This is a genomic window from Caballeronia temeraria, from assembly GCF_001544795.2.
Taxonomy (GTDB): Bacteria; Pseudomonadota; Gammaproteobacteria; order Burkholderiales; family Burkholderiaceae; genus Caballeronia; species Caballeronia temeraria.
Map to the genome: position 1 here is coordinate 87,498 of NZ_FCOI02000001.1, position 16,424 is coordinate 103,921.

The following is a 16,424-nucleotide window of genomic DNA, read 5'->3' on the forward strand; positions in this document are numbered from 1 at the left end:
TTCAAGGCTCATTAGGTCGTGAAACATATCAATGGAGCAGAGAAATCCGCCCATCGAGCTGCGTCTGTTGCGCTACTTCGTGACGGTCGCCGAAGAGATGCACTTCGGCCGCGCCGCCGCGCGTCTCGCGATGACGCAGCCGCCGCTCTCGCAGGCGATCCGCGCGCTGGAAGAGGCGCTCGGCGTCGCGCTGTTCGTGCGCACGAAGCGTACCGTGGAGTTGACGCCCGTCGGCAAGGATCTGTTGCCGGAAGTGCGCCGTCTGCTCGCTTCCGCCGATACGCTGCGCCCGCTCGCCCAGTCGCTCGCGCGCGGCGAGGCGGGCGTGCTGTCGCTCGCGTTCGTTTCCACCGCCGATTACGGGCTTTTGCCGGCGCTGCTGCGCGATTTCGGCGCGCGCCATCCCGGCGTGCGGCTGCAACTCACCGAAGCCACCAGCGACGTGCAGATCGAGGAACTCGTCGCCGGGCGCATCGATGCCGGCCTCGTGATTCCGCCGCTCCCGCCGCGCTACGCGTCGTCGCTAGAGTATGTGCCGATCGCGCGCGAGCCGCTGATGATCGCCATGTCCGCGGAACAGGCGCAAGTGCTGAGGTCGGACGAGGACGAGCCCGTCGATCTGCGCGAGCTCGCCGCCGCGCCGCTCGTCGTCTTTCCGCGGCGTCTCGCGCCGGGTCTGTACGACATCATCATGGGCTGCTACGGCGCGGCTGGCCTCACGCCGCGCATCGGCCAGGAGGCGATCCAGATGCAGACCATCGTGAGCCTCGTGTCCGCCGGCATGGGCGTCGCGCTCGTGCCGCAATCGCTGCGTCATCTGCGGCGCACGGGCGTCGTGTATCGTCCGCTGCGGCCGATGAACGCGCCGGGCACGCTCGTCGAAACCGGCCTTGTGTGGCGCGCGGCGGAAGTGAGCCCGGTGCTCGCGGGGTTCATCGAAATCGTCCGTTCGCGGGCCGAAAGCGCCGGTTCTGTATGATTCGCCCTTGTAGTTCGCTCTTGTTGCCGCTCAGGCTCCCACATCAGAATGCTCATACATCCCAATTTCGATCCCATCGCGATTCATCTCGGACCGCTCGCCGTGCGCTGGTACGGCCTCATGTATCTGGTGGCGTTCGTGTCGGCCATCGTCATCGGCCGGCTGCGGCTGCGTCTGCCTTACGTGGCCGCGCAAGGCTGGACCGTGAAGGACATCGACGACATGCTGTTCTACGGCGTGCTCGGCACGATTCTCGGCGGACGCATCGGCTACGTGCTGTTCTATAAGGCGAGCTATTACGCCGCGCATCCGCTCGATATCTTCAAGGTCTGGGAAGGCGGGATGTCGTTTCATGGCGGCTTTCTCGGCGTGACGCTCGCGATGGTGCTGTTCGCCTATCACCGCAAGCGCACGTGGCTTCAGGTGACGGATTTCGTCGCGCCGATGGTGCCGCTCGGCCTCGCGGCGGGGCGTCTCGGCAATTTCATCAATGGCGAGCTGTGGGGCCGCGTGACGGACCCGAACGCGCCGTGGGCCATGCTGTTCCAGAACTCGACGAACGACGACGCGATCTGGCTCTCGAAAAATCCGCAGCTCGACGCGCAGTATCACCTCACCGAAATTTTCCAGCGCTATCACATGCTGCCGCGCCATCCGTCGCAGTTGTATGAAATCGCGCTGGAAGGGCTCGTGCTGTTCGTCGTGATCTGGACGTTCTCGCGCAAGCAGCGGCCCGTCGGCGCGATTTCCGCGTTGTTCCTGATCGGTTATGGACTCGCGCGTTTCACGGTGGAATTCGCGCGTGAGCCGGACGATTATCTCGGCCTGCTCGCGCTCAATCTCTCGATGGGCCAATGGCTTTCGCTGCCGATGATCATCGCGGGCGTGCTGATGATGGTGTGGGCGTACAAGCGCAATCTGCGCCTGCCGCCGGAATCCGCAAAGGCTTGAGGAAAGAGCGGGGCGGCCGCGCGCCGTCCCGCATGAACGACGTTTAGCGTCCCATCTGCACCGAACCCGATACGTCGACGGTAACCGTCGACGTGCCGGCTTCCATCGCGATCGGGGCGGCCATCTTGGCGTCGGCGCTCATCGCACGCGATTGCATCATCATGACCGGACGCGGCTGCATGCCGCTGTGTCCGACGTTCACTTCCCGAATCGTGAAATTGCTGTAGCCGAAGCCTTGCGCGGCGGTTTGCGCCTGCTTGCGGAACGAATCGATGGCTTGCGAGACGAGCTTCTGCTCGGCCGCGCGCTGCGCTTCGGGCGACAGCGAAAACGCGACGCTGCCCACTTGCATCGACGAACTCATCTTGCCCGCGAGCTTCGATGCTGCCGCGAAGTCATGCGATTCGAGCACGACTTCCGTGCGGCCGCGCCACGCGGAAATCTTGCCGTCGCGATCCGTCGACGGATACACGGTGAACGAGCCGCTCTTCGCGGTCACGCCGTCGACGCCCTTCGCTTCGCGCAACGCGGCCTCGGCGCGCTGATTGAGCGTGCTGGTGAGCGAGGAGGGATCGGCTGCTTCCTGCTCGTAGAAGAGCGTGATGTTGACGACATCCTGCGGCACTTGCGCGCTCGCCTGCGCCGACAGCGAGAGCACGCCCGAAGGTTGCGGATTGATCACCGTCTGTGCGGCGGCGGTTTGAGAGAAGCTGAGCGCGGCGCCGGACATCGCGAGCAGGGCGAGGGCGGCGGCGGTTTTCTTATTGATCATCGAAGGACTCCAGGACATCGCGTACGTGCGACGGGATTTAGTCGTGGTCCTGAAGTCGTAAGTTCCTTGTTAGACGAGGTGCTCGGTAATAAATCGCCATTGCGCTTCGGTGACCGGCGTGATCGACAGCCGATTGCCGCGCGCGAGCACCTGCATGTCCGCGAGTTCGTCGTGTTCGCGCAGCGCGGCGAGCGAAATGAGCGGCGTCTTCTTCACGAACTTCACGTCGACGAGCATCCAGCGCGGCGTCTCCTGCGTCGATTTCGGATCGTAGTAATCGCTCTTCGGATCGAACTGCGTGGGATCGGGATACGCGGTCGAGCACACTTTCGCGATACCCGCGATGCCCGGCTCCGGGCAGCTCGAATGATAGAAGAGCACGCCGTCGCCGATCTGCATCTGATCGCGCATGAAGTTGCGCGCCTGATAGTTGCGCACGCCCGTCCACGGTAAGGTTTTTTTCGGCGCGTGCGCGAGATGATCGATGCTCGCTTCGTCCGGTTCGGACTTCATCAGCCAGTAGCGCATGGTCGTATGCATGAATCGAAGAGCGAACGGCGAGGACAAACGAAAACGGCATCGGAAAAACCGATGCCGTTTCTTGAATGGGGTCCCCGCCACAGCCGCTAGGCCGGCATCCTGAACCTGGGTTCAAGATTGGTCGCGGTAAGCAACACTTCGGGTACATCGGACTAGCGACGCGCGCTCCCGTGCTGCAAGGTTCCGCAACCGTGCCAATGTAGCATTGGTTCAAGGAATATATGACCTTGGCGAACCAGGCAGGGAACCGTCACTCTACACCAATCGTTTGCCTTCTGCAGCCTCTTCACGCTACTTCGGCGGTTTCTTTTTTCGATTGACATTGCGCGCTGATTGACTCAACGCGAAGGTACCTCACTGCGCTTCGTGTTGCGCGATGACGGCGCCCAGTTGCTCGTTCATCGAGTGCATCGTGCGGCGGATTTCTTCGGCGGGGAAGGCCTCGCCATGACGCACGCTCTCTTGCAGCTTAAGCAATTCCGACGCCAGCGAAAGCGCCGCCATCACCGCGATGCGATCCGTGCCGCGCACGTTGCTTGCATTGCGCACCTTGTTCATTTCGGCGTCGACGCGCGCGACGGCTTCACGCAATGCGCCCTCCGTTTCCGGCGAGCACGCGAGGCGATACGGCTGCCCGAGAATGGATACTTCGATCTGCGTGGTCGTCATGCCTTCTCTCCTTGATGATGCTCGCCGTGCAATTCCGTTTCTTGTGCTTCGCGGGAATCGGCTTCGAGGAGATCGAGTTGATTGTCGGACTCGGCATGTTGCGCGGACTTTCCACGCGGCAGTTTTTCGAGAATCGCGTTCAGGCGAATTTGCGCGTCGTCGATTTTCGCGGAGAGCGAGTCGCGTTCGGACTGCAGCGTATCGCGCTCTTCGCGCACTTGCGCGAGCTCGGCCTGCACGTTTGCGTAGTCGGCGCGCAGCTGTTCGAGTTGGTCCTGCAGCGCCTGATGCGCCTGCTTGTGGCGCTCGCTGATCTGGATCAGCCGGCCGATATTTCCTGACAGTGATTCGAGTTCGTTGAGCATGTGCTGCGTCCTCTAAAGACCTCGCATTTTAGCGCGGTTCAACGGAGCTTCAGATAAATGTCTCGTTTCGAGACGTAACAACACGCGATCTCGCGCTTAAATTCTTCGAATCAAGCGTGTGTCGCGATGCATTCGTGTGCAGAAAACGCGAGCGCCCCGCAACGCTCGTGAAGACAGGCCCGGCCGATTCTCGTTCGATTCGTCATGCGCCGCGTCAATCCGTTTGCGTCGCTCAATGGCCTGTCCTTGACGGTCCCAAACCGCGCTCCTACACTTGCCGCACTTTTGGTGCTCGCATCCGCGGATCTCGTGGATGCAGTCAAACGGGAAACAGGGAGCGAAGTCTCCGAAGTCCTGCCGGACAACGAGCGGGAACATCCGGCGACAAGCCAACCTGTGCTGCCCCCGCAACGGTAAGCGACCGCAACGCAAGTTGCAAGTCGTCTCATGCGCGTTTTTGCCGCTCGAACGTATTGAATTTCATCGCACGGACTCGACTGCAAGAAACGTGTCGATGCCACTGCGCGCGATGCGCGGGAAGGCGAGACGATTCGTCGCCAGCCCGGATACCGGCCGGAGTCCGACGCATCGGCAATGATTTCGCCGTGCGTTCGTCGCGCATCGTCCTCGCGGGGAGCGGGGTTCGCGCTCACGCGAAACGGAACACTGCACTCATGGTATTGCCACTGGCCGCGCTCAGGCACGGTCTCTCCCGTCATGGCGCGCTCGTTGCCGCCCTCAGCGCCTTGCCGCTTGCAAGCACCGCGCACGCCGCGCAAACAGCAGACGACTCGCAAACGCTTGCGCCCGTCGTCGTCACGGCCACGCGCGCGCCGCAGCCGCTTGCCGAATCGATCCCTCAGACATCCGTATTCGACGAACAGGACATCGCCGACACGAACGCCGACGACGCGCTCGGGCTCGTCGCGCTCGCGCCCGGCGTGCAGATCACGCGCAACGGCGGGCCGGGCTCGAACTCGGGGCTTTTCATACGCGGCGCGGCGTCGTCGCAGTCGCTCGTGCTGATCGATGGCGTGCGCGTCGAATCGGCGTCGCTCGGCGCGGCGCAGCTATCGCAACTGATGCTCGATCAGATCGGGCGCGTCGAAGTCGTGAACGGCAATGTGTCGGCGCTGTATGGCTCGAATGCGATCGGCGGCGTCGTGCAGATCTTCACGAAGGAAGGCGAGCCGCATCCGCCGCGCTTCAACTTCGAGGCCGAGTACGGCAGCTATCACACGCAGCGGCAATCGGCGGGCGTGAGCGGCGCGCTCGACCAGGACGGCCGCACGACCTTCAGCGTGAACGTCTCGCGCGAGAAGACCGACGGTTTTTCGTCGATCAATCCGGAGATCGCGCCCGGCGCGAATCCGAACGCGAACGGCTATCTGAACGAGAGCGTCGCCTCGACGCTGCGCCACACGTTCAGCGACAAGTGGGACGCGGGCGTGCGCTTTCTGCAATCGAACGGCATCAACAGTTTCGACGATGCCTACGGCCAGCCGGCCGACATCAACGAATCGCATGATCGCGTGCGCTCGGCGTCGGTGTTTGCGAACGGGCGGATCACGGATAACTGGACCACGCATTTCACGATCGCGCAGGGGCAGGATCGCGCGAACATCGAACAGAACGGGGTTTATACGAGCCGCTTCGATTCGGAGAACCGGCAGTACACGTGGCAGAACGATATTCGTATCGGCGCCGCGCACAAGCTGCTCTTCGGCTACGAGCATCTCGACCAGACGCTCGATTCCGATCAGTTCAGCGCGCCAGATCGCCACGTGAACTCGGTGTTCGCGGGCTACGTGGGGCATATCGGCGCGAACGACTTGCAGGCGAATCTGCGTCACGATCAGTATTCCGATTTCGGCGGCGCGAACAGCTACTATCTGGGCTACGCGTACCACTTCGATGCGCACTGGAAGGCGAGCGCGAGCTATTCGGCGTCGTTTCGCGCGCCGAGCTTCGACGACCTCTACTATCCGTTCAGCGGCAATCCGTCGATTCAGCCGGAGCGCAGCCACTCGATCGAGACGGCGTTGCAGTACGCATCGAATGCGCTCGGCGTGATGCGCGTGACGTTGTTCCAGACGCGCTATTCGAATCTGATCGATTACGTGTCCGACGGCGGTTTCTACTATGTCGCGCAGAACGTCGGGCGCGCGAAGGTGCAGGGCATCGAGGGATCGTGGGCGGGACATATCGGCGCAACGGATGTGCGCGCGGGCGTCACGTTCCAGAATCCCGTCGATGAAACGAACCACGAAGATCTGACGCGGCGCGCGCGGCGTTTCGCGACGTTCACGGCGCATCGCACGATCGGACCCTGGCGCGTCGGCGGTGAATGGATCGTGAGCGGGCAACGCAGCGATTACGATTCGACGCTCGCGGGTTACGGCGTCGTGAATCTGTCGGCGCGCTACGACATCTCGAAGTCGTGGTACGTCACGGCGCGCATCGACAATCTGTTCGACAAGGACTATGAACTTGCGTATTCCTACAACACGCCACGGCGCGGCGCTTACATCACGCTGGGCTGGCAGCCGTCGTGAACCGCGTGGCTGAACGTCCGCGCGCGATGAACGCGAGCCGCGCCACCGCGATCTGGATCGCGCTCGGCGCGGCGACGCTCGTCGTGCTCGTCGCGTCGCTCGCGATGGGCAGCGTTGCGTTGCCCGTATCGCGTGCGCTCGGCGCGCTCTTCCATGCGCGTGCGACGACGCCCGATATCGCCGATGACATCGTGCTCACCTTGCGTCTGCCGCGCGCGCTCGCGGGCTTCGCGGCGGGCGCGTTGCTCGCGATAGCGGGCGCGCTGTTGCAGGTGCTGTTGCGCAATCCGCTCGCGGAACCGTACGTGCTCGGCGTGTCCGGCGGCGCGGCGACCTTTGCGCTCGCCGCGATGCTCGCGTCGCTGCCATGGTGGAGCGTCGATATCGCGGCGTGCGCGGGCGCGTTTGCATCGATCGTTCTCGTGCTCGGACTCGCGCGTAAGGACCTGTGGCGAAGCGGGCAGGATGCATCGCCGAGACTGCTGCTGACGGGCGTCGTGATCGCATCGGGATGGGGCGCGCTGATCACGCTGATCCTGAGCATCGCGCCCGAGAACCGGCTGCGCGGCATGATTTTCTGGCTGACCGGCGATCTCAACGGCGCGGCGGCGCCGTGGCCCGCGCTGATCGCGCTCGCCGTGGCGCTCGTCGCGATCGTGCCCGTCGCGCCGCAACTGAACGTGCTGCTGCGCGGCGACACGACCGCGCGCGCGCTCGGCGTGCCGGTCGAGCGTCTGCGCTTGCGGGTGTATCTCGTCGCATCGATCGCCACGGCGGCCGCGGTGACGACGGCGGGAACCATCGGCTTCGTCGGGCTGGTCGTGCCGCATCTGTTGCGCCTCGCGTTCGGCAACGATCAGCGCATGCTCGTGCCCGCCGCGGCGCTCGCGGGCGGACTCGCAGTGATGGCCGCCGATCTCGTCGCGCGCACGGTGATCGCGCCCGCGCAATTGCCGGTGGGCGTCGTGACGGCATTGATCGGCGTCCCGATGTTCCTGTGGATGCTGCTGCGGAGCGCGCGATGACGCTGCATCTCGACGCCATCGTGATTCGCGCGGGCGCGCGCACGCTCATCGACGGACTCACGCAGTCGATCGAAGCGGGCGACATGTGGTGCATCGCCGGACCGAACGGCGCGGGCAAGACGACGCTCATCAACGTGCTCGCGGGACTCGGCAAAGCGGCATCGGGCATTGTGTCGCTCGATGGCCGCGCGCTCGCGTCCTGGCGCGCGGCGGATCTCGCGCGCGTACGCGCATTGATGCCGCAGGCCACGCACGACGCCTTCAGCGCGACCGTGCTCGATACCGTCCTGCTCAACCGCTTTCCGCATCTCACCGGCTGGGGCTGGGAGAGCGACGAAGACCGCAATGCCGCGCACGCCGCGCTCGACACGCTCGGTCTCGCATCGTTCGCCGCGCGCGACGTGCTGACGCTTTCCGGCGGCGAACGCCAGCGTGTCGCGCTGGCCGCCGTGCTGTGCCAGAACGCACCGCTGCTGTTGCTCGACGAACCGCTTTCGCATCTCGATCTGCATCATCAGATCGATTGCCTGCATGCGTTGCGCGATGCGGCGCGCGAGCACAAGCGCACCGTAATCTTCTCGTGCCACGATCTGAATCTCGCGCGCCGGTTCGCCACGCACGCGCTTTTGCTCGACGGCAAAGGCGGCACCCACGCGGGCCCCGTCGCCGATGTGCTCACGCCCGAGCGCGCGAGCGCCGCCTTCGGCTATCCGCTCGCGTTGATACGCGACGGCGAGCACGAAGCGCTCGTGCCTTCCATCCCTCGATCATGAAAGGAATTCCGATGTCCACGCAGACCGACATCCCGATGCCCCGCGCCCTCGACCGCACGCTGGAAGCGGAACTGCGCCGCATCATCGACATGAAGACGAAGCCGCCCGGCAGTCTCGGGCGGCTCGAAGCCATCGCGCTGCAAATGGGCCTGATTCAACGCACGACGAAGCCGGGCATCGAACGTCCCGCGATGATCGTTTTCGCGGGCGATCACGGCATCGCGAAAGAGGGCGTGAGTTCGTATCCGCAGGAAGTGACCGCGCAGATGGTCGCGAATTTTCTGGCGGGGGGCGCTGCGATCAACGCGCTGTCGCGCTCGGTCGGCATGTCGCTCGAAGTCGTCGATGCGGGCGTCGCGACGCCGATTCCCATCGATCATGGATACGAGCGTCTGTCGCTCGGGCTCGGCACGCGCAACTTCGCGCACGAGCGCGCGATGTCGCGTGAGACCGCGCTCGAAGGCATCGCGCGCGGCGCGGCGCGCGTGCGGCATCATGCGTCGCTCGGCACGAATGTGATCGGCTTCGGCGAGATGGGCATCGCGAATACGTCGGCGGCGGCGTGTCTGATGAGCCGCCTGTGCGATCTGCCGATCGACGAATGCGTCGGGCGCGGCACCGGTCTCGACGACCACGGCCTTGCGCACAAACGCGATGTGCTGTCGAACGCGCTCGCGTTTCATCGCGATAGCGGCGATGCAATCGACACGCTCGCGACCTTCGGCGGCTTCGAAATCGCGATGATGACGGGCGCGTATCTCGCCGCCGCGTGCGAAGGCATGACGATACTCGTCGATGGCTTCATCGCTACTTCCGCGCTGCTGGTTGCATCGAAGATCGCGCCTGACGTGCTCGACTATTGCGTGTTCGCGCATGCATCGAACGAAACGGGGCATCGCCGCATGCTCGCGCATTTCGATGCCGCGCCGCTGCTGCAACTCGACTTGCGCCTCGGCGAAGGCACGGGCGCGGCGCTCGCGTTGCCGATCCTGCGCGCGGCCGTCGCGTTCGTCGACGAGATGGCGAGCTTCGAGTCGGCGGGCGTCTCGAACAAAGCCGGTTGAGATGCGGCCGCTCGACGAACTGCGCTATTTCTTCACCGCGCTCGGCTATTTCACGCGCGTGCCGGTGCCGCGCTGGGTCGGCTTCGAGCGCGCGTATCTGAACGCGGCGGCGCGTTACTTTCCGCTCGTCGGCGCGATGGTCGGCGGCGTCGCGGCGCTGGTCTATCTCGCCGCGTTGCGCGTGTTTCCGGCGGGCATCGCGGTGCTGCTTTCGATGGCCGCGACGCTCGTTCTGACCGGCGCGTTCCACGAAGACGGACTCGCCGATTGCGTCGATGCCTTCGGCGGCGCATACACGCGCGAGGATGCGTTGCGCATCATGCATGACTCGCGCATCGGCGCGTTCGGCGCGATTGCGTTGGTCATCGCGCTCGCGCTCAAGTGGCAGACGCTCGCTGCATTGCCGCCGCAACGCGTCGCGTGGACGATGATCGCCGCGCACGCCGCGAGCCGCGTGTTCGCGATCAGCTATCTCGTCACGCTCGATTACGTGCGCGAGGAAGGCAAAGCGAAGCCGGTTGCGCAGCGCATGAGTTCGATTTCGTTCGCGATTGCGCTCGCGTTCGGGCTGCCGTGGCTTTTCGCGATCGACTGGAAGCTCGCTTGCGTGACGATCGTCGCGTTGATCGTCTTGCGCTTTCGCATCGGACGATACTTCGTGCGGCGCATCGGCGGCTATACGGGCGATTGCCTCGGCTTCGCGCAGCAAGTGTTCGAAATCGCGATCTATCTCATCGGGCTCGCATGGATTTCGTACTGATCAGGCATCCTGAAGTTATCGTCGATACGGGCGTTTGCTACGGGCAAACGGATGTCCCCTTGCAGCGCGATGTACGCGATCTCGCGAGCGCATTGAACGCGCGCATGACGGCGCTGAACGTGCCCGCGTGTATCGATGGATGGCACGCGAGTCCGCTTCAGCGATGCGCCTCACTTGCGCATGAGTTGGGCGGCCATGCGCATATCGACGCACGTCTCGGCGAGATGAACTTCGGCGCGTGGGAAGGCCGCGCGTGGGACTCGATCGATCGCGCGCTCATCGATGCCTGGGCAGGCGATATCGAGCATGCATGTCCGCACGGCGGCGAGAGTCTCGCGCAGTTCGCGCATCGCGTGATCGCTTGGTTCGATGCGACGTGTATCGATCAACGTGCTGTGCATGTCGTCGCGCATGCGGGTGTGGTGCGCGTGCTGGCGGCGCATCTCCTGGGTATCGCGCGTGAGAGCGCGTTGCAATGGCCGCTGGATTTCGGCGCGATCGTGTGGTTCAGGCGCGTGCGCGGGCAGTGGCTGATTGTGCGGTGGAACGCTTAATTCTTCGCCCGCCGTTCGCGCGCAATCTCCAGATCACGGCAGAGCTGCGCCGCGCCCAGCGCGAGCCGCGGCGTCGGCCGGTTGATGAGATCGCCGTCGATGCCGAAAAGATTGCCGCGCGCCACCGCCGTCATCGATGTCCAGCGCTGCCAACGTTCGAGCGCGGGCAACGGGCGATCCGGCTTCGTCGCGCCGGGCGTCGACGTGACGATCGCTTCGGGATTCGCCGCGAGCACGGCTTCCGTCGATAACGTCGGCACGCGCGTTTTTTCCGCCGCGAACACGTTCACGCCGCCGCATAGTCCGATCACTTCGTCGAAGACATTGTCGCGATTGAGCGTCATCAGCGGATCGTCCCAGACCTGATAGAACACGCTCACGCGCGGCCGCTCGGCGTAACGTGCGCGCAGTTGCGCGATATCGCGCGTAAAGGCATTCGACGACGCGCGCGCCTCTTCCCGCGTACTGAGCAAAGCGCCGAGTTTGTCGATGCTTGTCGCGATATCGTCGAGATGTTTCGGCTCGCTGAAGTAGATCGGCACGCCGAGCGCTTGCAAGCGATCCATCTGACGCGCCGCGTTCCCATGCCGCCACACGACGATCAGATCCGGATGCAAAGCAACGATGCGCTCCAGATCGAGCGCCCTGTTGTCGCCGACACGCGGAATCGTCTGCGCTTGCTTCGGATAATCGCTATACGTCACCGCGCCGACGATGCGCGCGCCGCCGCCCGCCGCGAACAGCAACTCCGTGACATGCGGCGCGAGACTCACGACACGTTCGGCGGGTTTTGCCAGCGTGACGGCTGCGCCGCTGTCGTCGGTGACGGTGATCGCGTGCGCGTGCGCCGCGACGAAGCCGAACACCAAGGCAAACGCATTACGCAACGACATCACGCGCAAATCTCCCGCAATGCCAGCGACAGCCGCGCCCAATCGCCTTCCGAACCCGGCAAGCCGATGCGCAGGCTCGGCGTCATGCCGGGAAGATCGAAGAGACGCGTCCAGATGCCGCGCAACGCGAGCGCGTGCTGAAGTTCGGGCGCTCTCGGCGTCGACGTCCACGCGAAGAGCGGCGTCGCGCGCACGTCGAAGCCGTGAATCGCGATCGATGCGGCGAGGCGCGCGCCATCGCGATGCAGACGTTCGCGCGTTTCGCGCTGCCATGCGATATCCGCGAACGCAGCGGCGACCGCGTGACGCGCCGGGCCGCTCACGGTCCACGCACCGAGCGTGTCGCGCAGCGCGTCGGTGAGCGCGGGCGCGGCCAGCACGAAGCCCGCGCGAATGCCCGCAAGGCCGAAGAACTTGCCGACCGAACGCAACACGATCAGCCCTTCGTGCGCGGTTTCGGCCGCCAGCGACGATGCGGGATCGGCATCGGCGAACGCTTCATCGACGATCAGCGTGCCGCCGCGCGCTGCAAGCTGTGCGTGCCATGCAAGCAGCGTGTCGCGCGTGACGCGCTCCGCGGTCGGATTGTTCGGATTCCCAACGATAACGTGATCGAACGTCTCGGGCACATCGTGCTTGGTGACATCGAGCGTGGTGATCGCATGGCCCGCGCGCGTGAACGCGGGCGCATATTCGCCGTACGTCAGCGGCGCAACCGCCACCGTGCCGCGACGCAAGAGCGCGGGCAACGCGCGTATCGCCGCCTGCGATCCGGCCACCGGCAACGCGAAAGGCGCGCCGTAATAGCGCGCGGCGCAGTCGGCGAGGCCATCGTCGTCTTCGGGCAGACGGCGCCATGCATCGGGCGGGACCGGCGGCACCGGATAGCCGCGCGGATTGATGCCCGTCGACAGATCGAGCCAGTCATCGAAGGAAATCGCATAGCGTCGCGCGGCTTCGCGCAGATTGCCGCCGTGCCGGATGGATTGCGTCATGTCAGCCACTTGTCGTTACGCTCAGAATCGCGAGGATCAGCAGCACGGCGAGCCACATGAGCGTCGCGCGCTCGACGAGCCGCAATGCCGCGACGACATGTCTCGGCGTCGCCGTGTGGCCCGCGCCGAGCGTCGGCCGCGTTTCGAGCACGCCGTGATACACCGCCGCGCCGCCGATCAGCACATTCAGGCTGCCCGCGCCCGCGGCCATCACCGGCCCCGCGTTCGGGCTGTCCCACGAGCGCGCCTGCGTGCGCCAGCAGTGCCATGCCATGTGCGTATCGCCGGCGAGCGCGTAGGTCGCGGCAGTGAGGCGCGCGGGAATGAAATTGAGCACGTCGTCGAAACGTGCGGCGGCCCAGCCGAAGCGCAGGAAGCGCGGCGTGCGATAACCCCACATCGCGTCGAGCGTATTGGCGAGGCGGAACATCAACGCGCCGGGACCGCCCGCGATCACGAACCAGAAAAGCGCGCCGAAGATCGCGTCGTTGCCGTTTTCCAGCGCCGATTCGACCGCCGCGCGGGACAGCGCGTTTTCATCGGCTTGCGATGTATCGCGCGACACGATGCGCGAGGTCAGCACGCGCGCATTGTCGATATCGCCGAGACTCAATGCGCGCGCGATCGGCGCGATGTGCTGGCGCAGGCTCTTCGCGCCGAGCGCGAACCAGAGCAGCAGCACGTGCACGAGGCACGCATAGGCGAACGGCAGCACGCCGACCAGCATCCACGCGATGCCGACCGGCGGCGCGATCAGCGCGAACCACGCGAGAATGCCCGCCGGTCGCGCGCGAAAGCCGGTGTTCATGCGCGCTTCGAGCTTCGTCGCGAGATGGCCGAAGCCGACGAGCGGATGCCGCGCGCGCGGCTCGCCGAAGATGCGATCGACGATCACGCCGAGCACCGCGAGCAGCGCCATCGCGTAGGCGGAGAGGAGGAGCATCGCGCTAGCCCTTCAGCGCGAGCGGCAGGCCCGCGACCATCAGCGTCGCGCGCGTACTCGCGGCGGCGACGCGCTGATTCAGCCGGCCGAGTTCATCGACGTAAAGACGCGTCACCGAGCCGAGCGGCACGACGCCCAGCCCGATCTCGTTGCTGACGACGACGACCTTGCCCTGCACCGACGCGAGCGCCGCGTCGAAGGCGGCGAACGCGTCGCGCGCGGCGTGGGGCAACACGGCGATGTCGTCGCTCATGGCTTCGCTCGAAAAAAGCAGATTCGCGAGCCACAGCGTCAGGCAGTCGATCAGCACGCAATGTCCCGCGCGATCCGCTTCGCGCAGTGCGCCTGCGAGATCGAGCGGCGCTTCGACGAGCGTCCAGTGCGCCGGTCTGCGCTCGCGATGAAGCCTCACGCGTTCGGCAAATTCGCTGTCACCGACGCGCGCGGTCGCGATATACGTCACGGGCAAACCGCTCTCGGCGGCGATCCGTTCGGCGTGCGCGCTCTTGCCGGAACGCGCGCCGCCGAGGATGAAGGTGAGATCGGGGGTCATCGCGATATTGTACTGACGGGCTAAGATAGCGCGTCGATCTTCATGAGAATCCTCCGATGCCATTCACGCCACGCGGCACGCTGATGATCCAGGGCACGACGTCCGATGCCGGCAAGAGCACGCTCGTCGCCGGATTGTGCCGGCTCGCGCGGCGCGGCGGCGCGCGCGTCGCGCCCTTCAAGCCGCAGAACATGGCGCTCAACAGCGCGGTAACCGTCGATGGCGGCGAGATCGGCCGCGCGCAGGCATTGCAGGCGATCGCGGCGGGCGTCGCGGCGCGCATCGACTTCAATCCGGTCCTGCTCAAGCCGACGAGCGATCGCGGCGCGCAGGTCATCATCCACGGTCATGCGCACGCGAACCTCGATGCACGGGCGTATCACGCGTACAAGCGCATCGCGTTCGATGCCGTGCTCGCGTCGTACGAACGCCTGCAAAACGACTTCGATGCGGTGATCGTCGAAGGCGCGGGCAGTCCCGCCGAGATCAATCTGCGCGACGGCGATATCGCCAACATGGGCTTTGCGGAGCGTGTCGATTGCCCGGTCGTGCTCGTCGCCGATATCGATCGCGGCGGCGTGTTCGCGCATCTCGTCGGCACGCTCGCGTGTTTGTCGGAGAGCGAAAGGGCGCGGGTGCGCGGCTTCGTCATCAACCGGTTTCGCGGGGATATCGGCCTGTTGAAGCCGGGGCTCGACTGGCTGGAGGCGCAGACCGGCAAGCCGGTGTTCGGCGTGCTGCCGTATCTGCACGGCCTGACGCTCGACGCCGAGGACATGCTGCCGAGTCAGCCGCACGTGCGCCGCGCCGCGCCGGCGTTGAAGGTGATCGTGCCCGCGCTGCCGCGCATCAGCAATCACACCGATTTCGATGCGTTGCGCGCGCATCGTCAGATCGATTTCAGCTATGTGCGCGCGGGCGTCGCGCCGCCGCCGGCCGATCTGATCGTGCTGCCCGGGTCGAAAAGCGTGCAGCGCGATCTCGCGTGGCTACGCGAAAACGGCTGGGATCGCGCGATCGAGCGGCATTTGCGCTACGGCGGAAAAGTGCTCGGCATCTGCGGCGGCATGCAGATGCTCGGGACCGAAATCGACGATCCGGATGGCGTCGAAGGCGCGGCGGGATGCGTGAACGGGCTGGGTTTGCTCGATCTTCGCACGGTGCTCACGCAGCAGAAGCAATTGGAGAACGTCTCAGGATGCTTGACCATCGGCGACGGGAAAGCGCCCGTGCGCGGCTATGAAATCCACATGGGCCGCACGCACGGTCCGGCGCTCGCGCGGCCGCTCGTCGCGCTGGAAGGCGGTCGTTTCGACGGCGCGGTATCGGACGACGGCCAGATCGCCGCGACCTATCTGCACAGCGTGTTCGACACGCCCGAAGCGTGCGCCGCGCTGCTCGCGTGGGCGGGCGTGACGGACGCCGAGCCGCTCGATTACCCGGCGCTGCGCGAGGCGTCGCTCGATCGCCTCGCCGATTCGTTCGCGCAATCGCTCGATCTGGACGCGCTACAGGCCGCTTTCGCTCAATAGAGAATCATCTGCGTGCAACGGAACATGGCGATGAGCTTGCCGTCGCCGTTCGTGACCGTCGCGTCCCACACTTGCGTGCTGCGCCCGAGATGCACGGCTGTCGCCTTCGCGACGATCTTGCCCTCGCGCGCCGTCGAAACGTGGTTGCTCTTCAATTCGAGCGTCGTGAAGTTCTGCGCCTTCTCCGGCAGATGCGCGATGCACGCGTAGCCGCAGCACGTATCGGCCAGACCGACGACCGTCGCCGCGTGCAGAAAGCCGTTCGGCGCGAGCAATTCCGGCCGGATCGTGAGTTCGCCGCTCAACTGGCCCTGATCCAGCGAGATCAGTTGCACGCCGAGCAGGTCGGGCAGGCGGCCTTTCTGGCGGTTGCGCAGGAAATCGAGCGTGACGTCGGGACGAAGGGAAGTCATGGGCGTTCAATCGGATGGGATAAAGGAAGCCGTACGGCCGTTCGGGATAGATGCCGGCTGCACCGGTTTTGCCGATAATATCAACGCT

The 16,424-nt window shown here is 65.2% G+C and carries 18 protein-coding genes, 1 other RNA gene and 1 riboswitch; of the genes, 9 read left to right on the top strand and 10 right to left on the bottom strand.

Features of this window, described 5'->3' with window-relative positions:
• Positions 1 to 31: 31 nt before the first annotated feature.
• Positions 32 to 979 carry a LysR family transcriptional regulator gene (locus tag AWB76_RS00395; protein ID WP_061158166.1) on the top strand — a complete coding sequence of 316 codons (948 nt, stop codon included), beginning with the start codon at positions 32 to 34 and terminating at the stop codon, positions 977 to 979.
• 48 nt (positions 980 to 1,027) lie between these two features.
• On the top strand, positions 1,028 to 1,930 hold the full coding sequence (lgt, locus tag AWB76_RS00400; RefSeq protein WP_061158167.1) for a prolipoprotein diacylglyceryl transferase: 903 nt from the start codon (positions 1,028 to 1,030) through the stop codon (positions 1,928 to 1,930).
• Between the two features lie 43 nt (positions 1,931 to 1,973).
• Here the strand turns inward: lgt and AWB76_RS00405 are convergent, their stop codons facing one another.
• The 5 genes from AWB76_RS00405 to AWB76_RS00425 form a co-directional block, all read right to left on the bottom strand.
• A complete protein-coding gene (locus AWB76_RS00405; protein WP_374729903.1) occupies positions 1,974 to 2,702 on the bottom strand; it encodes an SIMPL domain-containing protein in 729 nt (242 codons plus the stop codon).
• A gap of 69 nt (positions 2,703 to 2,771) precedes the next feature.
• Entirely contained in the window at positions 2,772 to 3,230 is a 459-nt protein-coding gene (locus AWB76_RS00410; protein WP_061158517.1) for an EVE domain-containing protein, read from the bottom strand.
• Positions 3,231 to 3,309: 79 nt separating this feature from the next.
• Positions 3,310 to 3,491: non-coding RNA, 6S RNA (ssrS, locus tag AWB76_RS00415), on the bottom strand.
• Positions 3,492 to 3,596: 105 nt separating this feature from the next.
• Positions 3,597 to 3,911, bottom strand: a complete 315-nt coding sequence (locus tag AWB76_RS00420) for a cell division protein ZapA (RefSeq protein ID WP_061158168.1) — start codon at positions 3,909 to 3,911, stop codon at positions 3,597 to 3,599.
• Entirely contained in the window at positions 3,908 to 4,276 is a 369-nt protein-coding gene (locus AWB76_RS00425; RefSeq protein WP_061158169.1) for a hypothetical protein, read from the bottom strand. The genes AWB76_RS00420 and AWB76_RS00425 overlap by 4 nt, the downstream gene beginning before the upstream one ends.
• A 269-nt stretch (positions 4,277 to 4,545) precedes the next feature.
• Positions 4,546 to 4,868: riboswitch (cobalamin riboswitch) on the top strand.
• 82 nt (positions 4,869 to 4,950) lie between these two features.
• Between AWB76_RS00425 and AWB76_RS00430 the strand changes: the two genes are divergently transcribed.
• From AWB76_RS00430 to AWB76_RS00455, 6 genes are read left to right on the top strand one after another with little or no spacing between them, the layout of a single operon-like run.
• Positions 4,951 to 6,831, top strand: a complete 1,881-nt coding sequence (locus AWB76_RS00430) for a TonB-dependent receptor domain-containing protein (RefSeq protein ID WP_061158518.1) — start codon at positions 4,951 to 4,953, stop codon at positions 6,829 to 6,831.
• 26 nt (positions 6,832 to 6,857) lie between these two features.
• Positions 6,858 to 7,856, top strand: coding sequence for a FecCD family ABC transporter permease (locus AWB76_RS00435; RefSeq protein WP_061158519.1), 999 nt, complete (start codon positions 6,858 to 6,860; stop codon positions 7,854 to 7,856).
• Complete coding sequence (locus AWB76_RS00440) at positions 7,853 to 8,629, top strand: ABC transporter ATP-binding protein (RefSeq protein WP_061158520.1); 777 nt, start codon at positions 7,853 to 7,855, stop codon at positions 8,627 to 8,629. The genes AWB76_RS00435 and AWB76_RS00440 overlap by 4 nt, the downstream gene beginning before the upstream one ends.
• Positions 8,630 to 8,640: 11 nt before the next feature.
• Positions 8,641 to 9,693 carry a nicotinate-nucleotide--dimethylbenzimidazole phosphoribosyltransferase gene (gene cobT / locus AWB76_RS00445; protein ID WP_061158521.1) on the top strand — a complete coding sequence of 351 codons (1,053 nt, stop codon included), beginning with the start codon at positions 8,641 to 8,643 and terminating at the stop codon, positions 9,691 to 9,693.
• Position 9,694: 1 nt separating this feature from the next.
• A complete protein-coding gene (locus AWB76_RS00450; protein ID WP_061158170.1) occupies positions 9,695 to 10,453 on the top strand; it encodes an adenosylcobinamide-GDP ribazoletransferase in 759 nt (252 codons plus the stop codon).
• Positions 10,438 to 11,007 (top strand): histidine phosphatase family protein, encoded by a 570-nt coding sequence (locus tag AWB76_RS00455; protein WP_061158171.1) that lies wholly within the window; start codon positions 10,438 to 10,440, stop codon positions 11,005 to 11,007. Before AWB76_RS00450 ends, AWB76_RS00455 begins: the two co-directional genes overlap by 16 nt.
• Here AWB76_RS00455 and AWB76_RS00460 read toward each other — a convergent pair.
• From AWB76_RS00460 to cobU, 4 genes are read right to left on the bottom strand one after another with little or no spacing between them, the layout of a single operon-like run.
• On the bottom strand, positions 11,004 to 11,900 hold the full coding sequence (locus AWB76_RS00460; protein ID WP_096031240.1) for a cobalamin-binding protein: 897 nt from the start codon (positions 11,898 to 11,900) through the stop codon (positions 11,004 to 11,006). The two genes, AWB76_RS00455 and AWB76_RS00460, sit on opposite strands and share 4 nt — an antisense overlap.
• Positions 11,900 to 12,895: a threonine-phosphate decarboxylase CobD gene (gene cobD / locus AWB76_RS00465; RefSeq protein ID WP_082864331.1), complete on the bottom strand. Its 996-nt coding sequence runs from the start codon at positions 12,893 to 12,895 to the stop codon at positions 11,900 to 11,902. The genes AWB76_RS00460 and cobD overlap by 1 nt, the downstream gene beginning before the upstream one ends.
• A 1-nt stretch (position 12,896) precedes the next feature.
• Positions 12,897 to 13,838 carry an adenosylcobinamide-phosphate synthase CbiB gene (cbiB, locus tag AWB76_RS00470; RefSeq protein ID WP_061158174.1) on the bottom strand — a complete coding sequence of 314 codons (942 nt, stop codon included), beginning with the start codon at positions 13,836 to 13,838 and terminating at the stop codon, positions 12,897 to 12,899.
• Between the two features lie 4 nt (positions 13,839 to 13,842).
• Positions 13,843 to 14,391 (bottom strand): bifunctional adenosylcobinamide kinase/adenosylcobinamide-phosphate guanylyltransferase, encoded by a 549-nt coding sequence (gene cobU / locus AWB76_RS00475; protein ID WP_061158175.1) that lies wholly within the window; start codon positions 14,389 to 14,391, stop codon positions 13,843 to 13,845.
• Positions 14,392 to 14,447: 56 nt separating this feature from the next.
• On the opposite strand from cobU, the gene AWB76_RS00480 reads away from it, so the two are divergent.
• Positions 14,448 to 15,923: a cobyric acid synthase gene (locus AWB76_RS00480; protein WP_061158176.1), complete on the top strand. Its 1,476-nt coding sequence runs from the start codon at positions 14,448 to 14,450 to the stop codon at positions 15,921 to 15,923.
• Here the strand turns inward: AWB76_RS00480 and AWB76_RS00485 are convergent.
• Positions 15,917 to 16,336: a PaaI family thioesterase gene (locus tag AWB76_RS00485; protein WP_061158177.1), complete on the bottom strand. Its 420-nt coding sequence runs from the start codon at positions 16,334 to 16,336 to the stop codon at positions 15,917 to 15,919. The two genes, AWB76_RS00480 and AWB76_RS00485, sit on opposite strands and share 7 nt — an antisense overlap.
• Between the last annotated feature and the right edge of the window lie 88 nt (positions 16,337 to 16,424).

Excerpts from the sequence above, each read along its gene's own strand:
- cbiB (WP_061158174.1), bottom strand. The coding sequence starts at position 13,838 with ATGCTCCTCCTCTCCGCCTACGCGATGGCGCTGCTCGCGGTGCTCGGC.
- cobT (WP_061158521.1), top strand. The coding sequence starts at position 8,641 with ATGTCCACGCAGACCGACATCCCGATGCCCCGCGCCCTCGACCGCACG.
- AWB76_RS00410 (WP_061158517.1), bottom strand. The coding sequence starts at position 3,230 with ATGCGCTACTGGCTGATGAAGTCCGAACCGGACGAAGCGAGCATCGAT.
- lgt (WP_061158167.1), top strand. The coding sequence starts at position 1,028 with ATGCTCATACATCCCAATTTCGATCCCATCGCGATTCATCTCGGACCG.
- AWB76_RS00395 (WP_061158166.1), top strand. The coding sequence starts at position 32 with ATGGAGCAGAGAAATCCGCCCATCGAGCTGCGTCTGTTGCGCTACTTC.
- cobD (WP_082864331.1), bottom strand. The coding sequence starts at position 12,895 with ATGACGCAATCCATCCGGCACGGCGGCAATCTGCGCGAAGCCGCGCGA.
- AWB76_RS00440 (WP_061158520.1), top strand. The coding sequence starts at position 7,853 with ATGACGCTGCATCTCGACGCCATCGTGATTCGCGCGGGCGCGCGCACG.
- AWB76_RS00450 (WP_061158170.1), top strand. The coding sequence starts at position 9,695 with ATGCGGCCGCTCGACGAACTGCGCTATTTCTTCACCGCGCTCGGCTAT.
- AWB76_RS00435 (WP_061158519.1), top strand. The coding sequence starts at position 6,858 with ATGAACGCGAGCCGCGCCACCGCGATCTGGATCGCGCTCGGCGCGGCG.
- AWB76_RS00420 (WP_061158168.1), bottom strand. The coding sequence starts at position 3,911 with ATGACGACCACGCAGATCGAAGTATCCATTCTCGGGCAGCCGTATCGC.
- AWB76_RS00460 (WP_096031240.1), bottom strand. The coding sequence starts at position 11,900 with ATGTCGTTGCGTAATGCGTTTGCCTTGGTGTTCGGCTTCGTCGCGGCG.
- AWB76_RS00455 (WP_061158171.1), top strand. The coding sequence starts at position 10,438 with ATGGATTTCGTACTGATCAGGCATCCTGAAGTTATCGTCGATACGGGC.
- AWB76_RS00430 (WP_061158518.1), top strand. The coding sequence starts at position 4,951 with ATGGTATTGCCACTGGCCGCGCTCAGGCACGGTCTCTCCCGTCATGGC.
- cobU (WP_061158175.1), bottom strand. The coding sequence starts at position 14,391 with ATGACCCCCGATCTCACCTTCATCCTCGGCGGCGCGCGTTCCGGCAAG.
- AWB76_RS00480 (WP_061158176.1), top strand. The coding sequence starts at position 14,448 with ATGCCATTCACGCCACGCGGCACGCTGATGATCCAGGGCACGACGTCC.
- AWB76_RS00405 (WP_374729903.1), bottom strand. The coding sequence starts at position 2,702 with ATGATCAATAAGAAAACCGCCGCCGCCCTCGCCCTGCTCGCGATGTCC.
- AWB76_RS00485 (WP_061158177.1), bottom strand. The coding sequence starts at position 16,336 with ATGACTTCCCTTCGTCCCGACGTCACGCTCGATTTCCTGCGCAACCGC.
- AWB76_RS00425 (WP_061158169.1), bottom strand. The coding sequence starts at position 4,276 with ATGCTCAACGAACTCGAATCACTGTCAGGAAATATCGGCCGGCTGATC.